This window comes from Kitasatospora sp. NPDC005748 (genome assembly GCF_040630735.1).
GTDB lineage: Bacteria > Actinomycetota > Actinomycetes > Streptomycetales > Streptomycetaceae > Kitasatospora.
In genome coordinates, this window is sequence record NZ_JBEXYD010000034.1 from 29,098 (window position 1) to 52,214 (window position 23,117).

A 23,117-nucleotide genomic window follows, 5' to 3' on the forward strand; every position below is an offset into this window, starting at 1 on the left:
CGCGCCCGCCCTCCGGTCCGTCGGAGGGCGGGCGCGGTGCTGTGCCGGCGCCGATCAGCCCGGCAGCGCGTCCAGCAGGAGCTCCGGGCGCACCGGGAGGTCCCGCACCCGGACCCCGGTGGCGTGGTGGACGGCGTTGGCGACGGCCGCGGCGGTGCCGACGATGCCGATCTCGCCGATCCCCTTGGAGCCCATGGGGTTCAGGTGCGCGTCCTCCTCGTCGATCCAGTGGGCCTCCACGGACGGGATGTCGGCGTTCGCGGCCACGTGGTACGCGGCCAGGTCACGTTCGGCGTGGTCTCCGAACTCCCGGTCCATCGTGCTGTGTTCGAGGAGCGCCATCGAGACGCCCATGATCATCCCGCCCACCAGCTGCGACCGGGCGGTCCGCTCGTTCAGGATCCGCCCGGCCGCGAAGACCCCGAGCAGCCGGCGCAGCCGCACCTCTCCGGTGTCGGCGTCGACCGCGACCCGGACGAACTGGGCGCCGAAGGCGTGCCGGGCGTACTCGCGACCGGCCTTGACCGCCCCCGTGGTGTCCGCCAGGTGGCGCAGCCCCTCGGCGGGCAGCGGCGCGGTGCCCCGTTCGGCCAGCGTGCGGCGCAGCCCGGTGCACGCCTCGTGGACCGCCCAGCCCCAGGACGCGGTGCCCGACGACCCTCCGGCGAGCGGAGCCCGGGGCAGGTCGGTCCGGCCGATCGCGACGCCGACCCGGTCCACCGGCACACCGAGCGCCTCGGCCGCGATCCCGGTGAGGGCCGCCCGGGCGCCGGTGCCGATGTCGGTGGCGTTGGTGCGCACCAGGAAGGTGCCGTCCGGGAGGGCGACGGCCTCGGCGGTGGAGGGCGACACCAGGACCGGGTACGTCGAGGCGGCGACGCCGCAGCCGAGCAGCCAGGCCCCCTCGCGACGGGGCCCCCGGGCGCGCTCGCCCGCCCAGTCGAACCGGCGCGCACCCTCCCGCAGGCACTCCACCAGGTGGCGGCTGCTGAACGGGCGGCCGGAGTCCGGCTCCACGGCCGGTTCGTTGCGCAGGCGCAGGTCGACCGGGTCCAGCCCGCAGGCCTCGGCGAGCTCGTCCATCGCGCATTCCAGGGCGAACATGCCCGGCGTCTCGCCCGGGGCCCGCATCCAGGAGGGGGTGGGCACGTCCTGGCGGACCACCCGGTGCGACGTCCTGCTGTGCGGCGCCGCGTACATCACGCGGGCCGGCACGGCGGCCTGCTCGACGAACTCGCGCAGCGTCGAGGAACGGGTGACCACCTCGTGCGCCAGGGCGGCGAGCCGGCCGCCGTCGTCGGCTCCCAGGCGCAGCCGGTGCACCGTGGGCGAGCGGTGGCCGGTGAGGGCGGGCAGCTGGGCCCGGGGCAGGGCGAGCCGGACGGGACGGCCGACGTGCCGGGCGGCCATCGCCGCCAGGACGACGTGCGGCCTGGTGGTGCCCTTGCTGCCGAAGCCGCCGCCGACATGCTCGCTGATCACCAGGACGTCCTGCGGCGCCACCCCGAACAGTGCGGCCAGGGTCTCCTGGACGTTGTTGCTCCCCTGGCTGGAGTCGTGCACGGTGAGCCGGCCGTCGGCCCACCGGGCGGTGGCGGTGTGCGGCTCCATCGGGTGGTTGTGCAGCGGGCCGATGCGGTAGGTGCGGTCGATCCGGACGTCGGCCTGCTGGTAGGCGTGGTCGAAGTCGCCGTGGGTGCGGACGGCGGGGTGGCCGCCGTTGGCCTTCTCGGGCGTGTAGAGGCCGGGGTGGTCGTCGGTGAGCACGACGTCGTGCGGTTCGGCGGCGTAGCCGATCCGGACGGCCTCGGCCCCCGCCCGGGCGTCCTGCGGGGTTTCGGCGACGACCAGGGCGGCCACCTCGCCGCGGTGCGCGACCCGGGGGGACTGCAGCACGGCCAGCGTCGGGTCGCCGTCCGCGGGCAGGGTGAGCACGGGTGCGTCGCGGTGGCTGAGCACCGCGACGACCCCGGGGATCGCCAGGGCGGCGGCGGTGTCGACGGCGGTGATGTCGCCGCGGGCGACGGTGGTGGGGACCGGCCAGGCGTGGAGCAGCCCGTCGGGGTGGTGGTCGCCGGCGTAGCGGGCGGCTCCGGAGACCTTGTCCAGGCCCTCCGGTCGGGCGAGGTCGCTGGTCATCGCTGCTCCTGACCGGTGGCGAGCAGGCCGAGTTCGCGGACGGCGATCCGGCGGGCCAGCGCCACCTTGAACCCGTTGTCGGGCAGCGGGCGGGCGGCGGCCAGTTCGGCGTCCATGGCGGCTCCGACGGCGGCCTCCGTGAACGGCTCGCCGAGCAGCGCGGCCTCCGCGGTGAGGGCCCGCCACGGCCGGGGGGCGAGGGCGCCGAAGGCGAGCCGTACGGTCTCGACCCGGCCGTCGCGCAGGGTCAGGAGGGCGGCGAGCGAGCACGTCGCGAAGGCGAAGGAGGCCCGTTCGCGGACCTTGCGGTAGACCGAGCGCGCCCCGGCCGGGGGCGGCGGCAGCTCGACGGCGGTGACGAGTTCGGCGGGCCCGAGTTCGGTCTCGCGGTCCGGGGTCGAGCCCGGCAGGCGGTGGAAGGCGGTCAGCGGCATGGTCCGGTCCCCGGCGGGGCCGGTCAGGTGCAGGACGGCGTCGACGGCGACGAGCGCCACCGCGAGGTCGGAGGGATGGGTCGCCACGCAGTGCTCGGAGGTGCCGAGGACGCCGAGGTCGCGGTGGACGCCGGTGCGGGCCGGGCAGCCGGAGCCGGGCAGCCGCTTGTTGCACGGCTTGGAGACGTCCTGGAAGTAGAGGCAGCGGGTGCGCTGGAGCAGGTTGCCGCCGGTGGTGGCGGCGTTGCGGAGCTGACCGCTGGCCCCGGCCAGGACGGCCCGGGACACCACCGGGTGGCGCTCGCGGACCAGCGGGTGGTCGGCGAGGTCGCTGTTGCGCACGTTGGCGCCGATCAGCAGGCCGCCCTGCGGTGTCTCCTCGACGCGGTCGAGCGGTAGGCGGGCGATGTCGACGAGCAGCCCGGGCCGTTCGACGCCGAGCTTCATCAGGTCGACCAGATTGGTGCCGCCGGCCAGGGCCTTCGCGTCCGGACGCCCGGCCAGCAGGGCGACGGCGGCGGCCACCTCGGTGGGCCGGGTGTAGCCGTGGGGCTTCATGCCGGACCCTCCTCGTTCCCCGCCCCGGCCCCGGTGGCCGACGCGCCCCGGCCCTCGGCCTGGGCCTGCCGGACGGCCCGGACGATGGCCGGGTAGGCGCCGCAGCGGCAGATGTTGCCGCTCAGCAGTTCGCGTAGCGTCGCCTCGTCGGTCGGAGCGGGGTCACCGGCGGTCTCCGCGAGGACGCCGGCCGCCGAGCAGAGCTGGCCCGGTGTGCAGAAGCCGCACTGGAAGGCGTCCTGTTCGAGGAACGCCCGCTGGAGCGGGTGCGGGCCGTCCGGGCCGGCCAGGCCCTCGACGGTGGTGACCGCGCGGCCGTCCTGGGCGACGGCCGGCAGCAGGCAGCTGTTGACCCGCCGTCCGTCCAGCAGCACGGTGCAGGCACCGCACTGGCCGTGGTCGCAGCCCTGTTTCGCACCGGTCAGACCGAGCCGGTCGCGCAGCACGTCGAGGAGGGTGGCGCGGTGGTCGACCGTGAGGCTGTGCGGCCGATCGTTGACGGTCAGGGCGATCCCGCTGCTCGTCGCGAGGGTGTCGGTGGCATCCATGGCCCACGCATTCCACGCGGAGCCCCGCCGGACACCCCCCGACCCGCCCGACAACCGCTTCGCCGTACACCGCCCCGGCGGGCGCGCCGGCGGTGAGCGGGTCCGCCGGTGGTCACGGCGGTGCGAGGTCGCCCTCCGGGCGGCCGCCTCCGCCGTCGGGGGCCGGTGCGGACACGAACAGGTCGAGGGTGTCGGTCAGCACGAGGAGCCGCCGCACCACCTCGCTGACCGCGGTGAGGACCACGTCGCGCCCCCCGTGGTGGGCGGTCACCCGCAGGTCCAGCAGGGTGTTGAGGCCGGTGCTGTTGCAGAAGGAGACGCCGGACAGATCGACGTCCAGGCCGCTGCCGCTGGCGTCCAGGGCCCGTTCGAGCGCCTCGTCGAGCGGCCCGGCGGCATCGAGGTCGATCTCCCCGGTCACCCGCACCAGGACCCGGTCCCCGTTCCGCGCGGTCTCCCAATGCATCCACAGGCCGTGGGCGAGCCGCTGTCCGAGCGGGCGGCCGCCGTTCACCGCCGCCGCCGGCGAGGCCGGCGCGGCGTCGGTGCTCCTTCGGTACGGGTCTTCGACCATGGCCTCCTCCTCCGGGCGACGCAGGCGGACCCTTCAAGGGTGAGCCCTTCAAGGGTGGGACCCATCGCTTCGCTCGTCAACCGATGCCTGAACGCCGATTCGCCTGTGGCAAGAAGGGAATCGACACTCCTAGGATGGGGGTATGGCCCTGGAAGGATCAGCGCGAACGGGCTGGACGTTCGTGACCAACCACGCCCGGGTGCTCGCCGCGATCGCCCGCGACCCCGGGGTCCGGCTGCGCGATGTCGCGCTGGAGGTCCAGCTGACCGAACGCGCCGTCCAGGCCATTGTGACCGACCTGGAGCAGGCCGGCTATCTCACCCGGTCCCGGACCGGGCGCCGCAACCTCTACCGGATCGCCGCCGGCACCTGGCTCCGGCACCCGGCGGAGTCCGGGCTGAGCGTGGCCGAACTCCTCGACCTGCTGGCCCGGGCCCACCACGACGGCGCCCCGGGGCAGGGGGCCGCGGAACCCCCCGGGGCCGGGGAGCAGGACGGCGACGGGCGCCGACGCGCCCCGCAGCGGTCCGACCGGCACGCCGGCCGCCAGGTGTCTTGACCGGGTGGGTCGTCAGTCCGCCGGGACGTGCGCGAGCATCCGCTCAACGCCGCCCACCCAGGTGGCCCTGAGCGCGTCGATCGCCCTTCTTCCTCGGCCTGGAGGCCGGCCGGCCGGAGCCGGCGGGCCCGGAGGCCCGGCCCGCCCGCGGCGCGGCGGGGACCGTCAGCCCTCGGCCGGCAGCTCGTAGACGTGGTCCGGGGTGATGATCGAGGTGATCGCCCTGGCCAGCAGGGTGCTCGGCTCGAAGCCGTCGTGCAGGATGTCGGTGTTGATCAGGAGCACCATGGTGGCCTCCTGCTCCGGCAGGTACATCGTCACGCTCTCGTAGCCCGGCAGCGAGCCGTTGTGCCCGACCCAGCCGTGCGTCCGGAAGAGCCCCAGGCCGTACCCGGCGCCGTCGAAGCCGGGGACGGTGATGAACTTCTCCCGCTGCGCCTGGGTGGCCGGGGACAGCAGGGTGCCGGTGGCGACCACCTTGGCCCAGCGGCGCAGGTCGTGCAGGTCGGAGATCATCGCACCGGCCGCCCAGCCCCAGCTCGGGTTCCAGTCCGTGGTGTCGGCGACGTCGCCGCTCAGCGTCTGGTTCGTGTAGCCGTGCGCGTGCGGCTGCGGGAACTCCGCGCCGGTCGGGAGGAAGGTGTGGTCCAGGTGGGCCGGCCCGGTGACCCGCTGGTGGACGAAGTCCTTGAGCGGCATCCCGGCGAGCTTCTCCACCAGCAGGCCGAGCAGCACGTAGTTGGTGTTGGAGTACTGGAACGCCGCGCCCGGGGCGAAGACGTTCTGGTGGGTGAAGGCGTAGGCCAGCACCTCCTGCGGGGTGAACGACCGGGTCGGGTCGCTGAGCAGCGCCTGCTGGAAGGCCGGGTCGGCCGTGTAGGAGAACAGGCCGCTGCGCATCTCCAGCATCTGCCGGACGGTGATGTGCTCGCCGTCGGGGACGCCGTCCAGGTAGGCGGCGATCGGGGTGTCCAGCCCGACCAGGCCGTCGTCGACCAGTTCCAGGACGGCGGTGGCGGTGAAGGTCTTGGTCTCGCTGCCGATCCGCATGTTGAAGTCGGTCCGCATCGGCGCGCCGGTCACGGTGTCGGCGACCCCGGACGAGCGGACGTAGGTGCCCCGGCCGGGCAGCCAGAGCCCGACGATCACCCCGGGGATGCCCGCCTCCAGGCGCGTGCACTCGATCGCCTCGTCGAGGCGGGCCGCGAGCGCGGGGTCCAGCCCGTACGGCGGCCGGCCGTCGGCGGACCGGTCGGCGGCGGTGGCGGCCACCGCCACCGGCTCGGCCTGGACCGGGGACACCGAGAGGGTGACGGGCGCGAGGGTGGCGAGGGCGAGCAGGGCGGTGGCCAGTCTGCGTGCGGGCACACGGCGCATGGGTGGGGGTCTCCTCCGGAAGTGGGCGGACGCTGCGAGGCCAAGGTCACCACCCCCCGTGGCCCCGCCCCGCGCGCCCGCCGCCCACCCCCCGGCGAGTCCATCCGTACGGACCACCGCCACGCTCGGTCCCCTCAGCTCACCGGACCGGGCCCGGCGGCGCCCCGGGACCCACCGGGCGGGCCGGGCCCGGCGGCGCCGCACACCGCCGCCGGAAATCCTGACGAAATCCTTACGCGAGCGCCTCCGGGCCGGACACCACCCCCCTGACCTGCCGCGACGACCGTCCGCCGGCCGGGCGGGCCACCGGCCGCGCCCCGGCGCCCCCGGTCCGCCCCCTCCGCTCCGGGAGCGGACTCGCCGAGGGGAGTACGATCGCGCCGACGAAGCGCCAAGTGGGGTCGACCGCAAGCCCGGTGACGCTCAGCGCACCCGGCGGCCAGGCCGCCGGGAGCCGCGGAACCGCTCGCCGTCCCCCCACCGGGCGCGTGAGGCGACGAGTCGAACGGGGGCGGTCGGCATGAGCACACCGGCGGGTAGTGGTCAGTTCAGCGTGAACAGTCAGGCGATGAAGGGTTCGCAGTCGGCCTTGAACGGCATGGCCCTCGACTGCCCCACCATCGGCGCGCTGGCGGACGAGTCGACCAATGCGGCGGCCGCCGCGCACCAGGGCTGGGACACCGCCGGTGCGCTGCGCGCGGCACTGGCCGAATGGCACGAGCAGGTCGAGCAGTTGACCGCGCGGCTGCACCGGAACAGCTCCGCGATGGAGCAGACGACGCTCAACTACCACACCACCAACCAGTCCATCGCCGACCTGCTCAAGGTGAAGTGACCATGCTCGGATACGAGGACGTCCTCCACGCGAACCCCGGCACGCTGTCCACCGCCGCGACGCAGTGGCGGGCGATGGCCGACCGGTTCCACACCATGGAGGGCAGCTTCGACCGCGACGTGCTCTCGGTGACCCGCGACGGCCTGTGGACGGGCGGCACGGCCGGTCTGGCCGACTTCCAACTGATGGCGACCAAGGGGCAGATCGTGGCCGCCCAGGTCGAGGCGAAGGCGATGGCCTCCCTGCTCGACGACGCGCGGGCGGACTTCGAGGCCGCGCAGAAGCAGGTCCGCGACGCCGCGGACGGTGCGGTCAAGGCCGGCTTCAAGGTCACCGGCACCGGCGTCGCCGTGCTCGATCCCAGCACGCTCGACCCGGGCACGCTCAACGACCTCCACCACGACGCCGACACCCAGCGGGCCTACCAGGAGGCCGCGGGCAAGTGGACGCAGGCCATCGAGGCCGGCCTCCAACGGGCCACCGACGCCGACCAGCGCGCCGCCCGCGCCCTGCGCAGCGCCTCGAAGGCCGGCAGCTTCGACAACTCCTTCAACGGCTCGGCGCTGGGCGGCGGCGACCAGGCGGACGCGCGGCGCGCCGCCGACCTCGCCACCCGGATCGACAGTCTGAACGGCGACGAGCGGGCCCAGCTGGCGAACCTGATGAAGGCCAACGCGGACAGCCCCGAGTTCTCCCGGACACTGCTGGACACGCTCGGCCCCGACGGCACCCTGAAGCTCGCGGAGAAGCTCAACGACCCGGGCAAGGACGACGGGAAGAAGGGCAGCTACCCCGGTCTGCAGACCGACCTCACCCGGGCCGTCGCCTCCGCCACCCAGGACCCGAACACCGAGTTCTACCGGAAGTGGCGGGCCGGCCTGCGGGAGAACGGCACCAGGAACTTCGGCTCCAACACCGAGCCGGTCTACGGGTACCAGATCCTCGGCACCCTGATGGGCAAGGGCGACGCGAAGTACTCCACACCCTTCCTCACCGACCTCGGCGACGACATCATCGCCGCCGAGAAGAAGCAGCCGGGCCTGTGGAGCTACCGGGCGTCGCACGACGGCACCTCGCTCGGCGCCGACCCGCTGGACGAGCTGCTCGGCGTCATGGGCCGTCAGCCCGAGGCCGCGACCTCCTTCCTGGACCCGGGCGCGGACGGCTCCAACCAGCGGCTGCACTACCTGCTGAAGGACCGGGACTGGCCGCAGGGCTACCTCACCGGCTACACCGGCGAGATGAAGATGCCCGACCCGCTCTCCCAGAGCGGCCTGGCCGCCGCCGTCGAGGCCGCCGCCACCGGCGAGCGGGCCGGTACCGCGCACGACGGCAAGCACACCGAGGCCCAGGCCCGCGTCATGCACGACACCATCGTCACCATGGACGAGGGCCACGGCGGCGACAAGATCAAGGACACCCTGCGCCGGCCGCTCGCCAACGCCCTCGCCGACTACGTCGGCGACACCCACGAGCTGCTCAACGGCCGCAACGACGTCTACAACGGCCACACCGGCCACGACTCGGTGTGGAAGGACGGCGACACCACCCGGATGGCCGTCGGACAGGACAGCCTGGTCCGGTTCATGCGCGGCCTCTCCGACGATCCGGCCGCCTACGGCACCCTGCACCGCGCCGAGACGGGCCGGATCGACCAGGAGCTCGCCGCCATCGGGCCCAACCCCACCGAGGCCCAGATGAAGGACCCGATGGGCAAGGGCGCGGCGGCGCTCGGGGTCTTCGACGCGATCCGCGCCGACGCGGACCTGGACATGCGCGACGACAAGAACGCCCAGGCGGACTGGAAGGCCAAGGTCCTCTACCACACCATCGGCGCCCCGATCACCCCGATCGCACCGCTCGGCGACGCCGCCCAGCGCCTGGTCGACACCTGGACGTACGAGGTCAGCCTGGAGGAGAAGGACCGCAACAACAGCGAGGCCAACGCGAAGGTGTCGGACACCTACCTCGGTGCCAACCGCCAGATGTCCGACATGGTCGGCATCTGGGCCAGGGACCGCGGCATGGACCCGGACGGCCCGACCGTCAACTCCCTCCAGGACGACATGCTCAACAGCCGCAACCGCAGCAACGACGTCGCCGGCCGCTACCTCGGCCGGGGCAACGCCTGATGGCAGCCACGCCCGGGGCCCGCCGCACCGCGGCCGCCGCCACCGCCCTGGTGGTGGCGGCCGCGGTCGGCACCGGGCTCTGGTGGACGCTCGGGCGCGACGACCCCGACCGGGACTGCGCGGGCCTGCGCACGGACGCCCGCGTCCGGACCGTCCTCGGTGACACCTGGCGGTCCGACCTGCCGTGCGGCGAACTCGCCGCCGGGCTCCGCCGCGCCACCGTCGGGACGCGGCCCGGCGCCCACACCCTCGGGCAGGCCCACGCGATGCGCACGGTCGTGCTGGCCGTCGCCGACTCCGCCGGCCACCGGGTGCACCCGGACGTCCGCGGCCCGCTCGCCGAGGCCCTCGCCGACTACGCGGCCGACACGCACACGGTGCTCACCGGCGTCAGCAACACCGCGATGGCGCACGACGGCCCGGACGACGACGCCTGGCAGGACGACCGGGGGGTGCACTTCGCCGTCCGCGAGGACCAGTTGATCGAGGTCCTGCGCGGCCTCGCCGAGAGCCCGGCGGCCTACGCCGGCCTGCGCGGGGCGGACCTGCGGCAGGGCGCGGCGGGCCTGGCCGCCGTCCCGGCCGACCCGTCGCCGGCCGCGATCGAGGACCCGCTGGCCCGCGCCGCCGCACCCGCCGGGGTCTTCGACGGGATCGCCGACGACGTCCTGCGCGGGCGCTCCGGCGCCGCCCGGACCGCCTGGCAGGAGGGGGTGCTCCAGGGCCTGGCCCCCGCCGGGGCACCACCCGCGTTCGGCGACGCCCCTGCCGAGTACCTCGCCCGGACCTGGCTGGGTCGGCTCGCGGAGCCCGCGCCCACCGCGCGGGAGCGGTTCGCCCGCCTCGACGACCAGGCCAACGGTCTCCTGGGCCTCTGGGCCGACGCCACCCACCAGGACGGGGCCCGGATCGGTCTGCCCGCGCTCCGGGACCGGGCCCGCGCGTCCACCGACCGCGAACGGGGCGCCGCGGCCGGACAGCTCGAGCAGGAGGCCTGACCGGCGCCGCCCCGACCGCCTAGGCCGGCCGGGGGCGCTGTTCCTCGTGGCCGCAGAGCCAGGCGAGCGCCTGGTAGGCGCCGAGGGCGTAGTCGGCGTCGTCCCGCAGCGGCTCGCTCACCCGGACGGCCGCGGCCTGGCACTCGGCCAGGAGCTGTGCCCGGCACGGCCCTCCGGCGGCGCCGAGCGGGGCCGCCGCGGTCACCGGGGCGCCGGGCTGGGCGCCGGCGGCCCAGCGGTAGGCGCCGAGTACTCCGTGTTCGAAACCGGTCCACGGTTGCGGCGACTGGTTGGCTTCCTCGATCGCCTCGAACACCTCGTCCAGCCCCCGCACCCCCACGGCCGGGATCGTCGTTTCGTCACTGGTCATGACCGCAACCTACGTCCGGCGGCGCCCGGTCGCCCGCCGAGGACGCCCGGCGGCGCGGTCCGGCCCACCGGGACCGGGTGTCCGTTCCCCTGGCGGTACGGGGGACGGCGGGCCGCGCACGCGGCCGGCGGCGTTGGGCCGCGGGAGGGGTCCGGCCCGCCCCGGGCAGCGCCCCACCCGTGGCGGCTCAGCCCGTGGCGGCTCAGCCCGTGGCAGCTCAGCCCGAGGTGGCGACCCGGTCCCGCCACCACCGCAGCGTCGCCGCGACCTGCTCGTCGACGGGGGTGGCCCGCACCGCGAACTCGGCCTCGTAGGCGCTCGCGTCGACGACGAACGGGCGGTCGAACTGGTAGCGGGTCTCCTTCAGCTCCCGGAGCAGCGGGGAGAAGAGTGCCGCCACCCCCAGCACGGCCGGCGCCAGCCTGCGCACCGCGACCGGCCCCGTTCCCGCCCCGGCGGCGAGGCGGTCGACCATCTCCCGGGCGGACCGCGCGGGCGCCGTCGGGACGTGCCAGGCCCGCCCCCAGGCGCGTTCCTCGCCCGCGACCTCGACCAGCGCCCGGGCCACGTCGGGCAGGTAGCTCCAGCTGTGCGGGGCGTCCGGATCCCCCAGCGTGGAGACCGGCTTGCCGCGCAGCACGCGCGGCACGACCCGCCCCGCCAGGTGCCCGCCGTCGGTCACGCCGGGCCCGAAGAAGTCCGAGGCCCGCACCTCGACCGCCCGGATCCGGTCCTGCTCGTGCAGTCGGCGCGCCTGCTCCCACAGCGCGGCGCGCACCCGACCCTTGGGCCCGGTGGCCGCGAGCGGCAGCCGCTCGGTCAGCGGGCCCGCCACCGGGCCGTAGCCGTAGAGGTTCCCGAGCATGACCAGCACGGCGCCGCTCGCCTCGGCCGCCGCGCAGGCCGAGGAGGCCAGCGGCGGCCAGTCCCGCACCCAGTGGTGGTACGGCGGCGCGGCGCAACTGTGGATCGCGGCCGCGCCCTTCGACAGCTCGGTCAGCCGGGCGCTGTCGGCCGCGTCCGCCGCGACGTGCTCGATCCCCGGTTCCGGGCTGCGGCCCGACCTGGTGACCACCCGTACGGTATGCCCCTGCTCGGCCAGCAGCCTGGCGGTGGCAGCCCCGGCGGGCCCGAATCCCATAACGACATGAAGGCTCACCCACGCACACTAGCGCGACCGCACGGTGTCCTTTCGGCCGTCGGTCCGCGCTCCGGGGCCCGAAGTTGGCCGCCCGGCGCCCCTGGGGGACCGGCTCAGGCCGGGCCCGGCGGCGCGTCGATCGCCAGCACCTCGGCGGTGGCCGGGCCCGCAGGCGTGTCGTAGGAGACGGCCTCCCCGGTGCGGCGGCCGAGCAGCGCATGGCCGAGCGGGCTGTCGTAGGTCACCAGGGTCTGCTCGAACTCGTTGGCGAGCTCGCCGATCTGGAACGTCTCCTCGCCGCCGTCGGCGAACCGGAGGGTCACGGTGCTGCCCACCCCGATGACACCGGGCAGAGCGGCGGGGGCCGTCGCCGCCTCGCTCAGTCGCGCGGTGATCCCGGCGATCCGGGCGTCCAGCCGGGCGGTCTCGGTGACGCGCTGCAACTCGTCGGCCTGGTCGGCCAGATCGCCGGCGGTATCGGTGCCGGTGCCCTTCAGGGTCGCCGCGACGGCGTCGCGTTCGATCCGCAGCTGCGCGAGCTCCTGTTCGAGGGCCTCACGGGCCTCGGGGCTGATGGGCTCGGGGACACCGGTCATTCCTGCTCCCGTGGTGCGGCGGGACAGAACAAATCGCCCTGAAGCGGGTATTTCCAAGCATAGCAAGGACCGTTCGGGCCGGTCGCCCCGGCGGCGCTCCCGGCAGGGCGACCGACCGGCCCCGTGTCCGGCCGGCCACCCCCCGGGGCCGGTCAGTCGCCGGCCGTGGTGGGGCGGTGGTGGACGTACTCGACCACCGTGCCGTCGGGGTGGCGGACGTTGAACCCGGCACCGGTGGGAACGTCCCGGAGCGGGACGACGATCTCCGCCCCCTCGGCGAGCAGCCGCTCGTAGTAGGGGCGGACGTCGTCCACCAGCAGCGTGCCGCTGGTGTCCCGGTACGGCGCCAACTCGCCCTCCTCGCCCGCGATCAGCAGGAACGCGCCGACGGTCGCCAGCCGCAGGGCGCCGAAGTCGAAGCCGGAGTCGGCCGTCACCGCCTGCAGCCGCTCGTAGAAGGCGACGGCGCCGTCCAGGCCGTCCGGTTCGAGGAAGACCCGGATCAGGACACGGGGCTCGGCGAGGTGGGAGGAGTCGTTCTGCCGGCGCCACACCCGGGGCGTCCGCTGCTCAGCTGTCATACCGTCAGCCTCGCCCGTCCCGGGCGGTGGTGGCAGCCCACCGTTCATGGGGTGAGTCGCACTCATAGGATCAGCCCATGGACGAGTCGCTACGCCGAGAGCTCGGTGCCCATCTGCGCGCGGCCCGGGCGTCGATCGCCCCGCAGGACGTCGGCCTCGGCGCCGGCGGCCGGCGCCGCTCCCCCGGGCTGCGCCGCGAGGAGGTCGCCACCCTCGCCGGGGTCAGCGTGGCCTGGTACACCTGGCTGGAACAGGGCCGGGTGAGCACCTCGCGACAGGTGGTCGACGCCGTCTGCCGGGCGCTGCGGATGGATCCGGTCGCCCACCGGCACGCCCTGGCGCTGGCCGGGTTCCTCCCCCCTCCCCCGCGCGCCGGGCAGTGGGCGGCGGCCGTCCCCGACCCGGACACGCTGGCGCTCGTCGACAGCTGGCACGCCACCCCGGCGCTGGTACTGGACGAGCGCTTCGACGTCCTCGCCGCCAACGCGGCCCACCGACGCCTGTGGGGGCCCCTGGAGGAGGCCCCGGCCGAGGAGCGCAATCTGCTGCTGCACCTCGCCGCGGGCCCACCCGGACGCCACCGGATCACGGCCGGCCCCGCCGACGGGAACGGCCCCGGCGGACACGCGCTGCTGCGCGGCCTCTACGAGCAGTTCCGGGCCGCCACCGCCCACGTCCCCGACGACCCCCGGTCCGCGGAGATCGTCCGCCGGCTGCACGCGCTGCGGCCGGACGCCGCGCACTGGTGGCAGTGCCGCGCCGTCGCGGACTTCCGGCCGAGCACGGTCGAGGTGGTGGACACCGGGCGCCCGGACCGGGTGCTGCGGCTGACCTTCTCGCTGCTGCGGCCGGCGGCCGACACGGGGGTGCTGCTGCTCACCCAGCACCCGGCCGACGCCACCGGAGCCGCCCTGCTCGCCCGGCTCGCGGCGTGCGCCGACCCGACTGACGCGGCGTCAACCGGTCCGTAGGCAGAGCATGGTGTCCGGCGGTCCCGGCTCGTTCGCGCGGGTTCGGCCACCGCCGCGGGTGGAACACCCCCCAAGGGACTTCCGGTGGAGGGAACAGCGCCATGGGCCTCTTGCACACCGCCTGCACGGTGGCCGTTCCGCTCCTCGCGATGTGGTCCGTCCTGCGCGTGTGGTTCCGCGGCGACGCCGTGGTCGCGGACTCGCTCGCCGCGTACTGCTGGTCGGCCGTCGGCATCGCGCTCGGCCGGACGGCCGGTCCGTGGTGGCTGCCGGCCGTCTGCTGGACCACCGCGGGCGCCACCCTGCTGTCGCACGTGATCTCGCTGCTGAGGCTGCTGTTCGAGAAACCGCTGGTCCGGGTCGACCCGGCACGCTTCCGGGAGAGGCTGCTGGAGATCTGCGGGACGGAGACCGGGCCGGAGGCCTTCCTGGTCGGCGTGGGCCCGGACGGCACGGTCGTGGTCCGGGGCCTGGAGGCGGCCGGAGTGCCGCGCCACCGGCACCGGCCGGGCCCCGGCTGCGCCACCTGCTACCTGGAGGAGTTCGTCCGCGAGCTCGCCGTCAACGGCACGGACGCGGTGGACCGCTACCGCGGCCTGCTGAAGCGCCGCGCCAACCGGCTCTTCCTGCTGCGGCGCGGCGTGATCGACAACCGGTGGACGGCGGAGCTCCGGCAGGTGCCGGGCTTCAGGACGCCGTTCGAGTACTCTCCGTGCGCCGTCCACCGCCTCTGACGGCGCTCCGCACACCCCCGGTCGCACCGAAGCGGCCGTTCGAGACCGGCGCCGCGGTGGCACCGGTCTCGAACGGCCCCGGCAGCGGGTCCGCGGAGCGGAGGCGCTCAGGGAAGCAGCTTGTCCAGGGCGGCGGGGCCCTCCGCCGCCAGCTTCCGCTCCGCCCACGCGAGGGTCTCCGGGGTGATGTCGCGCCCGGAGGCCAGCACCAGGTCCTCGGGGGTGACCTCACCGCCGGCGCCGGTGTGCAGCAGGGCGTCCGGCGTGACCTCGCCGGGCCACTGAATCGAATCGGGTCGGTCGTTCATACCGCCTCCTAGTTCGTTCACTGCCTCCATCCTGGCGCCTGGAGGGCGAAAACGGACAGCCGTACGGGGTACGCGGGGCCAGATGGTGGAACCGGCCGCGCGCTCGGCCCGCGCGGGGGTGGCACCGGGAGCGCGCCGGAACCCGGACAATGACGGGATGAGCAGCGCACACCAGCAACCCCGTGGCCTCACCTCGCTGATCCCCCAGTCACGGGCCACCACGGCCAGTGAACGGGCCGCCGCCCAGCTCCTGCACCTGCGCGAGACCTCGCTGCCGGTGCCGGTGGTCGCGGCCGCCGCCGAACTGATCGCCGACCGCCTGGACGACCCGGATCCGGTCACCCGCGAGGTCGCCGCCGCCGTCCACAGCCGCCTGCTCGCCGCCCTGGCGGACATCGCGCCCGGCCGGTGAGCCCGCCCGGCGACCGGGGGCCGCTCAGCGGGTGCCGACGGCGTCCAGGACGCGCAGCGCCCGGTCGGGCAGCTCGACCGAGGCCGCCGCGATGTTCTCGCGCAGGTGCGCCACCGAGGAGGTCCCGGGGATGAGCAGGATGTTCGGGGAGCGCCGCAGCAACCAGGCCAGCGCCACCTGCCGGGCCGTGACGCCCAGGTCACGGGCGACGTCCTCCAGGGCGTCGGCCTGGAGCGGGCGGAAGCCGCCCAGCGGGTAGTAGGGCACGTAGGCGATGCCCTGCTCGGCGCACCGGTCGACCAGGTCGTCGTCCCCGCGCAGGGCGACGTTGTAGTGGTTCTGCACACAGGTCACCGGGGCGATGTCGCGAGCCGCCCGGACCTGCTCGGCGCTGACGTTGCTGACGCCGAGGTGGCGGATCAGGCCCTGCTCGCGCAGTTCGGCGAGGACGGCGAACGGCCCGGCGAGGTCGGCGGCGGCCCGGGTGTCGGTCATCCGCAGATTGACCAGGTGCAGCGCCGGTACGTCCAGCCGCCGGAGGTTGTCGTGGACGGCCCGGACCAGCTCGTCGCGGGACAGGGCGGCGGGCCAGGCCCGGTCCGGGGTGCGGCGGGCGCCGACCTTGGTGGCGATGCACAGGTGCTCCGGGTACGGGTGGAGGGCCTCCCGGATCAGGTCGTTGACCACGTGCGGGCCGTAGTAGTCGCTGGTGTCGAGGTGCGTGATCCCGGCCTCGACGGCGGCGCGCAGGACGGCGAGGGCGGCGTCCCGGTCCCGGGGCGGCCCCCACACCTTCGGGCCCGCCAGCTGCATCGCGCCGTAGCCGAGCCGGGTGAGGGCCAGCCCACCGATCTTCCAACTGCCCGCCGCGGCCGGGGCGGTCGTCTCTGAGGTCATGCCCGGATGATCTCCGGGCCGTACACTGGGCCGCCAACGATTAAGGGATGTCCGAATCCTGAGGAGGCCGCGTGCACGCGGAACTGGCGTTCTCGGCCGCCGACCTGGCCCTGGTGCGGTTCGCCGTCTCGCCGATGTGGGAGGTGGGCACCAGCTACCGGCTGCTGGCCTCCGGCGCCGCGCACCCCGTGCACCAGCCGTGGATCCAGCAGGTCCGGCCGCGGGTCACCGCCGCGGGCCTGGACCGGGGGCTGCTCGCCGAGCTGGTGCCGCGCGCCGGCTACGTCGCCGACTTCCTCAACCCGGCGCCCGCCGGGCCCGCGCCCACCCTGGCGCGGGAGCTGGCCGGGATCCGCGCCACGCCCCCGTCCCGGGTGCACCAGGACCTCGAACGCCTGCGGGGCGAACAGGGCTCCCCCGGCCCCCGGCTGCGGGCCCTCCAGGCCTCCCCGCCGGCCCAGCTGGAGCGGCTGGCGGAGGAGATCGAGACGTACTGGGAGCTCGCCCTGGCCCCCTACTGGGCGCGGATCCGGGCGGTGCTCGACGCCGATGTCTTCCACCGGGCCCGCCAGGTCGCCGAGCACGGCACCGGGCGACTCCTCAACGAACTCCATCCCTCGGCGAGTTGGGACGACAACGCGCTGCGGATCGCCCGCCGGCGGCGGACGCTGTCCCGGCAGGGCGCCGGCGACGGGCTGCTGCTGATCCCCTCGGCGTTCACCGGGCCACACCTGCTCACCCGGCTGATGCCGCCGGAGCCGCCCCAACTCGCCTATCCGGCCCGCGGCATCGGCGCTCTGTGGGAGTCCCGGCCGGCCCCGGCGGCGAACGCCCTGGCCGCCGTCCTCGGCCGCTCCCGGACCAGGCTGCTGACCGAACTGGACTCTCCGGCGTCCACCACCGAACTAGCCCGCCGCACCGGGCTCTCGCCGGCCGGGGTGTCGCAGTACCTCACCGCGCTGCGCGACGCCGGCCTGGTCAGCGCCCACCGGGCCGGCCGCTCGGTGCTCTACGCCCGTACCTCCGTCGCCGAAGCCGTGCTGGCGGCACCCCGGCCCTGAGGGCGCCGGCCGAGGGGGCTTGACCGGTCGTCACCCGTCCTGCGATCTTGGCGGGCGACCGGGCGACCGGGCGACCGGGCGGCCGGGGGCCGCCGCGAACGGCAGTACCGAGGGGGAACAGAGTGAGCACGACGGGGGATGCGGGAATTCCGACGGGAGCGGCGACCCGGCGGCGGGCGCTGCTCGCCGGAGCCGTCGCCGGGCTGACCGGCGTGGCCGCGGTCGCCGGCGCCGGACCGGCCGGCGCGGCGACCACCGGGAGCGGCACACCGGACTGGTTCGACGTCCGGGCCTACGGCGCGGTCGGCGACGGCGCGGCCGACGACACCGCCGCCGTCCAGGCCGCGATCAACGCGGCGGCCGCGGCCGGCGGCGGGACGGTCTACTTCCCGATCGGCAGGTACCGGGTCGTCCCGGCGGCGGGCGCCCCGGCGCTGACCGTCGGCGGCAACGGGATCCGCCTGGTCGGCGCCGGCAGCAAGGCGTCCATGCTGGTCAAGGGCGCGGACGGGATCCTGCTGCGGCTCTCCGGCGGCGGCGCGGACGGCAGCGGGGCCACCCACCGGCGGTACTGCGCGATCGAGGACCTGGGCTTCAACGGCAACCACCGGACCGGCCTGGTCCTGGAGCTGTACTACAACGACAACACCTACGTCCGCGACGTCTACATCACCACCAACAACGACCTATGCATCGACGCCGTGGAGTGCTGGGACTCGCGCTTCTCCAACCTCGTCGTCGAGTCGAGCACCGGACCGGCGGGCAGCACGACCCAGCCGAACGTCTGGCTGCGCAACAGCTCCGCCGTCGAGGGCTGGGGCTACAGCGAGGACAACGTCAACCAGATCCACTTCACCGGCTGCCGGTTCGAGGCGTTCGGCACCGGCGGTCTCTGGATCACCCAGGGCCCGGCCGCGCGGAACAACCCGAACGGGATCTACCTCACGGACTGCAAGTTCGAGACCTCCCAGCTGCAGGGCGGCCCGCACCTGAGGGTCGACGCCTCCTGCAAGCACGTCTACGCCCGGGACATCTACGCCTACGCGGGGAACTTCGCGCCCGGCTACGCCACCCCGCAGAACATCATCGCCTGGGCCGGCATCGCCAGCGCCCTGGAGAACGTCCTGATCGCCAACGGCCCGGTCGCCACCGTCAATTCCGGGGTCGACCTCTACTCCGGCCCCGGCACGGTCGCCGTCCTGCGCGACGTGGTCGGCCTCTACGGCACCAGGCCGACCGGCCACCACGTGTACTACGAGAGCTCCAGTTCGGGCGAGTTCCGGGTCGAGAACACCTACGGGAGCACCACCCAGGCCGGTACCGGCGTCAGCCAGTCCGGCGGCACCCTCCCGACGAAGCACGCGCCGAACCCGCCGCTGCGCCTGGTCGCCGGCCCGGTCGGCGACGCGAGCTTCACCCGGCCGCCGGCCGACGGGACGCTCGCCGTGGACACCGCGTCGAAGCGGCTGTACGTGCGGGTGGACGGCGCCTGGCTCTGGTCGCCGCTCAACCCGTAGCCGGACACCCGGCCCGACACCGCGCCCGCGCCCGCGCGGTGTCAGGCCGGGCCGGTGCCGCCCTCGGAGACGGCGGCGGTGTCCACGACCGGCGCGGGGTCGGCGGTGACCCGGGTGCCGGGGTGCAGCAGCGCGCAGACGAAGGCGACCGCGAGCGCGGCCGCCATGCCGTAGAGCACGGGCCCGTTCGCCTCGGCGAAGTCCTGCCGGATCGCGTCCAGCAGCGTGGCGCCGACGCCGTTCGGCGCTTGCGAGCCCGAGCCGTGGCCGGTGATGCCCTTGGTGACGGTGTCGGCGACACCGGGCGCGGCGTCCACCGGGACGCCGTTGGCGACCAGCGTGCTCCGCACGTTCCTGGTGGTGCTGTGCAGCAGGACGGTGCCCAGCACCGCCAGGCCCAGGCTCGCGGAGTAGTTGCGCACCGTCTGGGTGATCCCGGTGACCTCGCCGTACGAGGCGTTGATCGAGCGGTTGACGGCGTCCGTCGAGGCGGGGGTCAGCAGCAGCCCGATCCCCGCGCCCGCCAGGACGATGTACGGCCACTGCGCGCCGAGCGACAGGTCGGTGATCTTCGAGGCCCACAGCGCGAAGCCGACCGCGGACACCGCCGTGCCCAGCAGCATCGGCGGGCGCGCGCCGCGCCGGTCCAGCATCCGCCCGCCGATCTGCGAGCCGGGGGCGAACCCGGCGAAGAAGACCAGCAGGTAGAGACCCGCCTCGTTGGGCGTCTGGTCCAGCGCCACCTGCGCGTAGACGGAGGCGAAGAAGAACACCGGGACGAAGGCGATCATCGCGAAGAAGAGCACGGCGTTGTCCGCCGCGAAGGCCCGGTCGGCGAAGACCCGCATCTTGATCAGCGGGTGCTCGGTGCGCAGCTCCAGCGCGACGAACACCACCAGGACGACCAGCCCGCCGACGATGCACAGCCAGGTCGCCCAGCTGCCCCAGCCCCAGGCCGCCGCCTGCTGGAGGCCGAGCACGCTCAGACCCATCCCGACGGCCACCAGCGCGGCGCCCGGCCAGTCGACCGGCTCGCGGCGGGGGTGGTTGCGGATGCCGGCGAGTACGGTCAGGACCACCGCGACGACCGCGACCGGCACGTTGACCCAGAAGATCGCCCGCCAGGTCCAGCTGGTCAGCCAGCCGCCGAGGATCGGGCCGATCGCGGTCAGACCGCCCGCGACACCGAAGAACAGCGCCAGCGCCCGGCCGCGCCGCTCGACCGGGAACACCTCCACCACCACGGCCAGCGCCGCCGGGAACATCAGCGCCGCGCCGAGGCCCTGCACCGCCCGGAAGCAGATCAGCCAGGTCTCGGCGGCACCGCCGGAGGGCACCGCGCCGCAGAGCGCCGAGGCGATCACGAAGGTGAGTGTCCCGATCAGCATCATCCGTTTGTGGCCGAGGACGTCCGCCAGCCGGCCGCCGAGGGCGAAGAAGGCCGCGAGGGAGAGCAGGTAGGCGTTGACCACCCACTGCATCCCGACGGCCGACAGGCCCAGTTCGCGAATGATGTCGGGCGCGGCGATCGAGACGATCGTCTGGTCGATGAAGGTCATCGAGACCGCGAAGAGCATGGCCGCGAGCGTCAACGACTGGCTCGCCGCGACCGGCGCGGACTCCTTCGGGGTGCGGTCGGGCCGCGGTGTACCCATCCGTCGCGTCCTTCCGTTCCTCCGGGGCCTCCCGGTCCTCCGGTGGGTCCTCCGGTGAGCTCTTCGAGCCCGGAGGGCCCGAATCCCACGGTCGACACCCCCCTGCGACCGGTCCCGCACGGCGTTCCCCGCGGTGGCCGCGTACCCGCGGCTCGGTGGCGGAGACGGCGCGAGACCACCGGCGGCCCCTCGCCGGGCCGCCGGTGGCCGCTCAGGAAGTGCTCAGCACTGGGGCCGACGGCCGTGATTGGCCCCGCGCTTGGCTCGTGCCTTCTTCTTGCGACGTCGCTTCGACGACATGGCCACTCCTCTCCCGACGGGGTGCGCTGACCCCGGATTCCACCGTGGCACATCGGGCCGCGACGGGCCTCCGGAGCGCGTACGGGAGGGGGATCGGTGAGCGCGGCGGCCGGGCCGGCCGCCCGGGCCCGGTGCGGCCTCCGCGCGTCGGCCCGCACACCGGAGCGGCCCACGTCCCGAGTCGAACCTCCGCTGTTCAGAGTGCTTTTGACTGCTCATCAGATCTGTGGCTCGCGCCACCGGGGGCGCGCCGTGGCATCGCGGATACGGCCGCGCCCGGCCCGGGCGAACGGGCGGAACCGCGCGGGCGGGGAGTGGTCCGGGACTGCCGGGGACCGGCCCCGACGACCGGGGCCGGCCCCCGGCAGTCAGAACGCCGAGGTGTAGGCGGTGAGGAACGGCGCCGACACCGGCGATCCGGCGGCGTTGAAGCAGATCGTGTAGAGCTTCACCGTGCCGGCGCTGCGGGCCCACGGCAGGGCCAGCCCGCACCAGCCCGGGCCGGGCCCGTACGCCGTGGCGTGCGCGGTGTCCGAGGGGACGGCCACCCCGGGCAGTGTGATGGTGAACGGGACCGAACCGGCCAGCGTGTTGGTCGCGCCGCTGGAGTTGAAGTTCGTCGCCGCGGGGACCCCGCCGTTGAACCAGAGGTAGCCGAACGACTTCGGCGGGAACGCCGGTCCGTGCAGGGCACGCTTGAGGGAGTAGCTCAGCGTCCACCGGGTGTCGTACGGCGCGCCCGCCGCGTTGAAGCAGCTGACCACCACGGTCTGACCGGACGCCGCCGGCGCCCAGTCGGCCACCTTGCAGCGCGCGCCCTGGACCGCGTCGACCGCGGTGACCTCGATGTTCCCGGCAGCGGTGGACAGGCCCAGACCGGGCAGCCAGGCCTTCCAGATCCCGGTCGAGCCGTGACTCACCGTGTTGACCGCGCCGGCGGAGTTGTACTGCGCGAGCACCGCCCCCGAGATGTCCGAGAAGGTGTAGCCGTAGGAGCCGCCGGCCGGCGACGGAGTCCCGCTGCTGGTGGTGTAGAGCACGGTGAACAGCGTGTTGTCGGGGGCGCCGCCCGGCCGGTAGCAGTCCACCGCGACGTCCTGCCCGGTGCCCGCCGTGGACCAGCCCTTGATCTGGCACCAGTTGCCGGTACGGCCGACGGCGGTGGCGTGGGCGATGCCGCCCGGGCCGGCGATGAACGGGAAGTGCACGAGGTACGAGCCGACCGCGAGCTGGTCGACCTTGACGGGGTTGCTCGCCGGGGAGGGCCAGCTGCCCCACTGCCGGGTGGGGTCGGGAACGTACCCGGCGGGCGGGGTCGGGTTGTCGAGGAACGCGAAGCCCCAGCGGTCCGGCACGGCGGCCCGGGCGGGGCCGGCCGTCGGCAGGGCGACCGCCACCACGGCGGCCAGCACGGTCAGAACGAGCAGGACGGCGCGGACGGGTCTGAACGACGGTGCGACAGTGCGGGCATGCATGGGCGTACTCCCTGGGTGGTGAGGAGGGGTGTGCGGCCTGCGTCGGTGCAGCCTGCGCTACGAGCCCGCTCCCGGTCCCCGGGGCGGGCCGTGGCCGACGGGACGCACCGGTGCCCGGAGAGCCCGGTGGTGTCCGACGTCGGCCGACGCTGTCGGGGTCAGGCCGACGGCGCCTCACATCGTAGGAGCGCACCGGCCGCAGGCCCAGGCCTCTGGCATGTCCCGGAGGGCGGTTGTCGGCCGTTCGCCGGACCGCCCCACCCGCCCCGGCGGCGCCCGCCGGACGCTCCGCCCCCACCGGCCGGTGGCCACCGGCACCCGGGACCTCACGGCCGGTCGGCGGCCCCAGCCGTACCGCGCCGCCGGCGCCGCGGCGGTGACCGGAACCCGGCCCGGTGGGGCGGGCGGGCGGGCCCGTACGGCGGGCCGGCGCGCCCGGCCCCGGCCGCCCCGCCCGTCGCGGAGTGCGACCGCCACCCATCCGGCCTATGGTCGGTGTACGGGGGCACGGCAAGGCGAGCGGTCCGCTGCTCCCGGAGACGACGTGCCGGCCCCTCCCGGCGAAGGAGATGGCCCGGTATGACCAGCGCGTCCGAAACTCCCGTGCTCGACACCCTGGCCGCCATGACGCTCGACTCGGTCGAGCGGTGCGGCCTGCCGATGGACACCTTCCTCCTCACCCGGATCGCGGCGCTCGTCGCGATGGACGCACCGCCGATGTCCTACCTGGTCCACATCGGCGCCGCCGACGGAGCCGAGCTGACGGCCGCACAGCTCCAGGACGTGCTGGTCGCCATCGCGCCGATCGTGGGCACCGCCCGCGTGATGTCGGCGGCCGGGCACATCGCGGAGGCCCTCGGCATGGCCATCGCGGTGGCCGAGACCGACATCGCGGCGGGCGGCTGACACCCTTCCTCCACCGGCGGGCGGCGTGCCGCGAGGCCG

The 23,117-nt window shown here is 75.0% G+C and carries 23 protein-coding genes; 10 read left to right on the plus strand and 13 right to left on the minus strand.

Annotated elements, in window-relative coordinates; all coding sequences use genetic code 11:
- Window positions 1–54: 54 nt before the first annotated feature.
- From ABZ495_RS23295 to ABZ495_RS23310, 4 genes are all read right to left on the minus strand, one after another.
- A complete protein-coding gene (locus ABZ495_RS23295) occupies window positions 55–2,139 on the minus strand; it encodes a xanthine dehydrogenase family protein molybdopterin-binding subunit (protein ID WP_359837837.1) in 2,085 nt (694 codons plus the stop codon).
- A complete protein-coding gene (locus tag ABZ495_RS23300; protein ID WP_359807578.1) occupies window positions 2,136–3,131 on the minus strand; it encodes a xanthine dehydrogenase family protein subunit M in 996 nt (331 codons plus the stop codon). The genes ABZ495_RS23295 and ABZ495_RS23300 overlap by 4 nt, the downstream gene beginning before the upstream one ends.
- Window positions 3,128–3,679, minus strand: a complete 552-nt coding sequence (locus tag ABZ495_RS23305) for a (2Fe-2S)-binding protein (RefSeq protein WP_359837839.1) — start codon at window positions 3,677–3,679, stop codon at window positions 3,128–3,130. Before ABZ495_RS23305 ends, ABZ495_RS23300 begins: the two co-directional genes overlap by 4 nt.
- Before the next feature lie 112 nt (window positions 3,680–3,791).
- A complete protein-coding gene (locus tag ABZ495_RS23310) occupies window positions 3,792–4,253 on the minus strand; it encodes an STAS domain-containing protein (RefSeq protein ID WP_359837841.1) in 462 nt (153 codons plus the stop codon).
- Window positions 4,254–4,395: 142 nt separating this feature from the next.
- Here ABZ495_RS23310 and ABZ495_RS23315 point away from each other — a divergent pair, with 142 nt between their 5' ends.
- The gene (locus tag ABZ495_RS23315; RefSeq protein ID WP_359837843.1) at window positions 4,396–4,812 is read left to right on the plus strand and encodes a helix-turn-helix domain-containing protein; all 417 of its coding nucleotides are present in this window, start codon (window positions 4,396–4,398) and stop codon (window positions 4,810–4,812) included.
- Between the two features lie 165 nt (window positions 4,813–4,977).
- Here ABZ495_RS23315 and ABZ495_RS23320 read toward each other — a convergent pair whose 3' ends face one another.
- The gene (locus ABZ495_RS23320) at window positions 4,978–6,189 is read right to left on the minus strand and encodes a serine hydrolase domain-containing protein (RefSeq protein WP_359837845.1); all 1,212 of its coding nucleotides are present in this window, start codon (window positions 6,187–6,189) and stop codon (window positions 4,978–4,980) included.
- Between the two features lie 568 nt (window positions 6,190–6,757).
- Here ABZ495_RS23320 and ABZ495_RS23325 point away from each other — a divergent pair.
- The 3 genes from ABZ495_RS23325 to ABZ495_RS23335 are packed head-to-tail and all read left to right on the plus strand — an operon-like array spanning window position 6,758 to window position 10,154.
- Window positions 6,758–7,024 (plus strand): hypothetical protein, encoded by a 267-nt coding sequence (locus ABZ495_RS23325; RefSeq protein ID WP_329485709.1) that lies wholly within the window; start codon window positions 6,758–6,760, stop codon window positions 7,022–7,024.
- A 2-nt stretch (window positions 7,025–7,026) separates the two neighbouring features.
- Window positions 7,027–9,156: a DUF6571 family protein gene (locus tag ABZ495_RS23330; protein WP_359807567.1), complete on the plus strand. Its 2,130-nt coding sequence runs from the start codon at window positions 7,027–7,029 to the stop codon at window positions 9,154–9,156.
- On the plus strand, window positions 9,156–10,154 hold the full coding sequence (locus tag ABZ495_RS23335; protein WP_359807565.1) for a hypothetical protein: 999 nt from the start codon (window positions 9,156–9,158) through the stop codon (window positions 10,152–10,154). The genes ABZ495_RS23330 and ABZ495_RS23335 overlap by 1 nt, the downstream gene beginning before the upstream one ends.
- 19 nt (window positions 10,155–10,173) lie before the next feature.
- On the opposite strand, the gene ABZ495_RS23340 is transcribed toward ABZ495_RS23335, so the two are convergent.
- From ABZ495_RS23340 to ABZ495_RS23355, 4 genes are all read right to left on the minus strand, one after another.
- Window positions 10,174–10,524, minus strand: a complete 351-nt coding sequence (locus ABZ495_RS23340) for a hypothetical protein (protein WP_359807563.1) — start codon at window positions 10,522–10,524, stop codon at window positions 10,174–10,176.
- A gap of 217 nt (window positions 10,525–10,741) precedes the next feature.
- Entirely contained in the window at window positions 10,742–11,683 is a 942-nt protein-coding gene (locus ABZ495_RS23345; protein WP_359807561.1) for an NAD-dependent epimerase/dehydratase family protein, read from the minus strand.
- A 95-nt stretch (window positions 11,684–11,778) separates the two neighbouring features.
- On the minus strand, window positions 11,779–12,261 hold the full coding sequence (locus tag ABZ495_RS23350; RefSeq protein WP_359837847.1) for a GreA/GreB family elongation factor: 483 nt from the start codon (window positions 12,259–12,261) through the stop codon (window positions 11,779–11,781).
- 152 nt (window positions 12,262–12,413) lie between these two features.
- The gene (locus tag ABZ495_RS23355) at window positions 12,414–12,842 is read right to left on the minus strand and encodes a VOC family protein (protein ID WP_359837849.1); all 429 of its coding nucleotides are present in this window, start codon (window positions 12,840–12,842) and stop codon (window positions 12,414–12,416) included.
- A 77-nt stretch (window positions 12,843–12,919) separates the two neighbouring features.
- On the opposite strand from ABZ495_RS23355, the gene ABZ495_RS23360 reads away from it, so the two are divergent.
- A complete protein-coding gene (locus ABZ495_RS23360; protein WP_359807554.1) occupies window positions 12,920–13,813 on the plus strand; it encodes a helix-turn-helix domain-containing protein in 894 nt (297 codons plus the stop codon).
- Between the two features lie 101 nt (window positions 13,814–13,914).
- Window positions 13,915–14,547, plus strand: a complete 633-nt coding sequence (locus ABZ495_RS23365) for a hypothetical protein (protein ID WP_359837851.1) — start codon at window positions 13,915–13,917, stop codon at window positions 14,545–14,547.
- A 107-nt stretch (window positions 14,548–14,654) separates the two neighbouring features.
- Here the strand turns inward: ABZ495_RS23365 and ABZ495_RS23370 are convergent, their stop codons facing one another.
- Window positions 14,655–14,855: a hypothetical protein gene (locus ABZ495_RS23370; protein ID WP_329485718.1), complete on the minus strand. Its 201-nt coding sequence runs from the start codon at window positions 14,853–14,855 to the stop codon at window positions 14,655–14,657.
- Between the two features lie 157 nt (window positions 14,856–15,012).
- Here ABZ495_RS23370 and ABZ495_RS23375 point away from each other — a divergent pair, with 157 nt between their 5' ends.
- Entirely contained in the window at window positions 15,013–15,267 is a 255-nt protein-coding gene (locus ABZ495_RS23375; RefSeq protein WP_329485719.1) for a hypothetical protein, read from the plus strand.
- A gap of 24 nt (window positions 15,268–15,291) precedes the next feature.
- On the opposite strand, the gene ABZ495_RS23380 is transcribed toward ABZ495_RS23375, so the two are convergent.
- Complete coding sequence (locus ABZ495_RS23380) at window positions 15,292–16,164, minus strand: oxidoreductase (protein ID WP_359837853.1); 873 nt, start codon at window positions 16,162–16,164, stop codon at window positions 15,292–15,294.
- 71 nt (window positions 16,165–16,235) lie between these two features.
- Here ABZ495_RS23380 and ABZ495_RS23385 point away from each other — a divergent pair, with 71 nt between their 5' ends.
- Window positions 16,236–17,225, plus strand: coding sequence for a DUF5937 family protein (locus ABZ495_RS23385; protein ID WP_359807545.1), 990 nt, complete (start codon window positions 16,236–16,238; stop codon window positions 17,223–17,225).
- 122 nt (window positions 17,226–17,347) lie between these two features.
- Window positions 17,348–18,742, plus strand: coding sequence for a glycosyl hydrolase family 28-related protein (locus ABZ495_RS23390; RefSeq protein WP_359837855.1), 1,395 nt, complete (start codon window positions 17,348–17,350; stop codon window positions 18,740–18,742).
- 41 nt (window positions 18,743–18,783) lie between these two features.
- On the opposite strand, the gene ABZ495_RS23395 is transcribed toward ABZ495_RS23390, so the two are convergent.
- On the minus strand, window positions 18,784–20,397 hold the full coding sequence (locus ABZ495_RS23395; protein WP_359807541.1) for an MFS transporter: 1,614 nt from the start codon (window positions 20,395–20,397) through the stop codon (window positions 18,784–18,786).
- 668 nt (window positions 20,398–21,065) lie between these two features.
- Complete coding sequence (locus ABZ495_RS23400; RefSeq protein WP_359807539.1) at window positions 21,066–22,172, minus strand: hypothetical protein; 1,107 nt, start codon at window positions 22,170–22,172, stop codon at window positions 21,066–21,068.
- Window positions 22,173–22,751: 579 nt separating this feature from the next.
- Between ABZ495_RS23400 and ABZ495_RS23405 the strand changes: the two genes are divergently transcribed.
- Entirely contained in the window at window positions 22,752–23,078 is a 327-nt protein-coding gene (locus tag ABZ495_RS23405) for a carboxymuconolactone decarboxylase family protein (protein WP_359807536.1), read from the plus strand.
- The last annotated feature ends 39 nt before the right edge of the window (window positions 23,079–23,117 follow it).

Coding starts and splice junctions, on each gene's coding strand:
- ABZ495_RS23295 (WP_359837837.1), bottom strand. CDS start 2,139: ATGACCAGCGACCTCGCCCGACCGGAGGGCCTGGACAAGGTCTCCGGA.
- ABZ495_RS23300 (WP_359807578.1), bottom strand. CDS start 3,131: ATGAAGCCCCACGGCTACACCCGGCCCACCGAGGTGGCCGCCGCCGTC.
- ABZ495_RS23305 (WP_359837839.1), bottom strand. CDS start 3,679: ATGGATGCCACCGACACCCTCGCGACGAGCAGCGGGATCGCCCTGACC.
- ABZ495_RS23310 (WP_359837841.1), bottom strand. CDS start 4,253: ATGGTCGAAGACCCGTACCGAAGGAGCACCGACGCCGCGCCGGCCTCG.
- ABZ495_RS23315 (WP_359837843.1), top strand. CDS start 4,396: ATGGCCCTGGAAGGATCAGCGCGAACGGGCTGGACGTTCGTGACCAAC.
- ABZ495_RS23320 (WP_359837845.1), bottom strand. CDS start 6,189: ATGCGCCGTGTGCCCGCACGCAGACTGGCCACCGCCCTGCTCGCCCTC.
- ABZ495_RS23325 (WP_329485709.1), top strand. CDS start 6,758: ATGAAGGGTTCGCAGTCGGCCTTGAACGGCATGGCCCTCGACTGCCCC.
- ABZ495_RS23330 (WP_359807567.1), top strand. CDS start 7,027: ATGCTCGGATACGAGGACGTCCTCCACGCGAACCCCGGCACGCTGTCC.
- ABZ495_RS23335 (WP_359807565.1), top strand. CDS start 9,156: ATGGCAGCCACGCCCGGGGCCCGCCGCACCGCGGCCGCCGCCACCGCC.
- ABZ495_RS23340 (WP_359807563.1), bottom strand. CDS start 10,524: ATGACCAGTGACGAAACGACGATCCCGGCCGTGGGGGTGCGGGGGCTG.
- ABZ495_RS23350 (WP_359837847.1), bottom strand. CDS start 12,261: ATGACCGGTGTCCCCGAGCCCATCAGCCCCGAGGCCCGTGAGGCCCTC.
- ABZ495_RS23355 (WP_359837849.1), bottom strand. CDS start 12,842: ATGACAGCTGAGCAGCGGACGCCCCGGGTGTGGCGCCGGCAGAACGAC.
- ABZ495_RS23360 (WP_359807554.1), top strand. CDS start 12,920: ATGGACGAGTCGCTACGCCGAGAGCTCGGTGCCCATCTGCGCGCGGCC.
- ABZ495_RS23365 (WP_359837851.1), top strand. CDS start 13,915: ATGGGCCTCTTGCACACCGCCTGCACGGTGGCCGTTCCGCTCCTCGCG.
- ABZ495_RS23370 (WP_329485718.1), bottom strand. CDS start 14,855: ATGAACGACCGACCCGATTCGATTCAGTGGCCCGGCGAGGTCACGCCG.
- ABZ495_RS23375 (WP_329485719.1), top strand. CDS start 15,013: ATGAGCAGCGCACACCAGCAACCCCGTGGCCTCACCTCGCTGATCCCC.
- ABZ495_RS23380 (WP_359837853.1), bottom strand. CDS start 16,164: ATGACCTCAGAGACGACCGCCCCGGCCGCGGCGGGCAGTTGGAAGATC.
- ABZ495_RS23395 (WP_359807541.1), bottom strand. CDS start 20,397: ATGGGTACACCGCGGCCCGACCGCACCCCGAAGGAGTCCGCGCCGGTC.
- ABZ495_RS23400 (WP_359807539.1), bottom strand. CDS start 22,172: ATGCATGCCCGCACTGTCGCACCGTCGTTCAGACCCGTCCGCGCCGTC.
- ABZ495_RS23405 (WP_359807536.1), top strand. CDS start 22,752: ATGACCAGCGCGTCCGAAACTCCCGTGCTCGACACCCTGGCCGCCATG.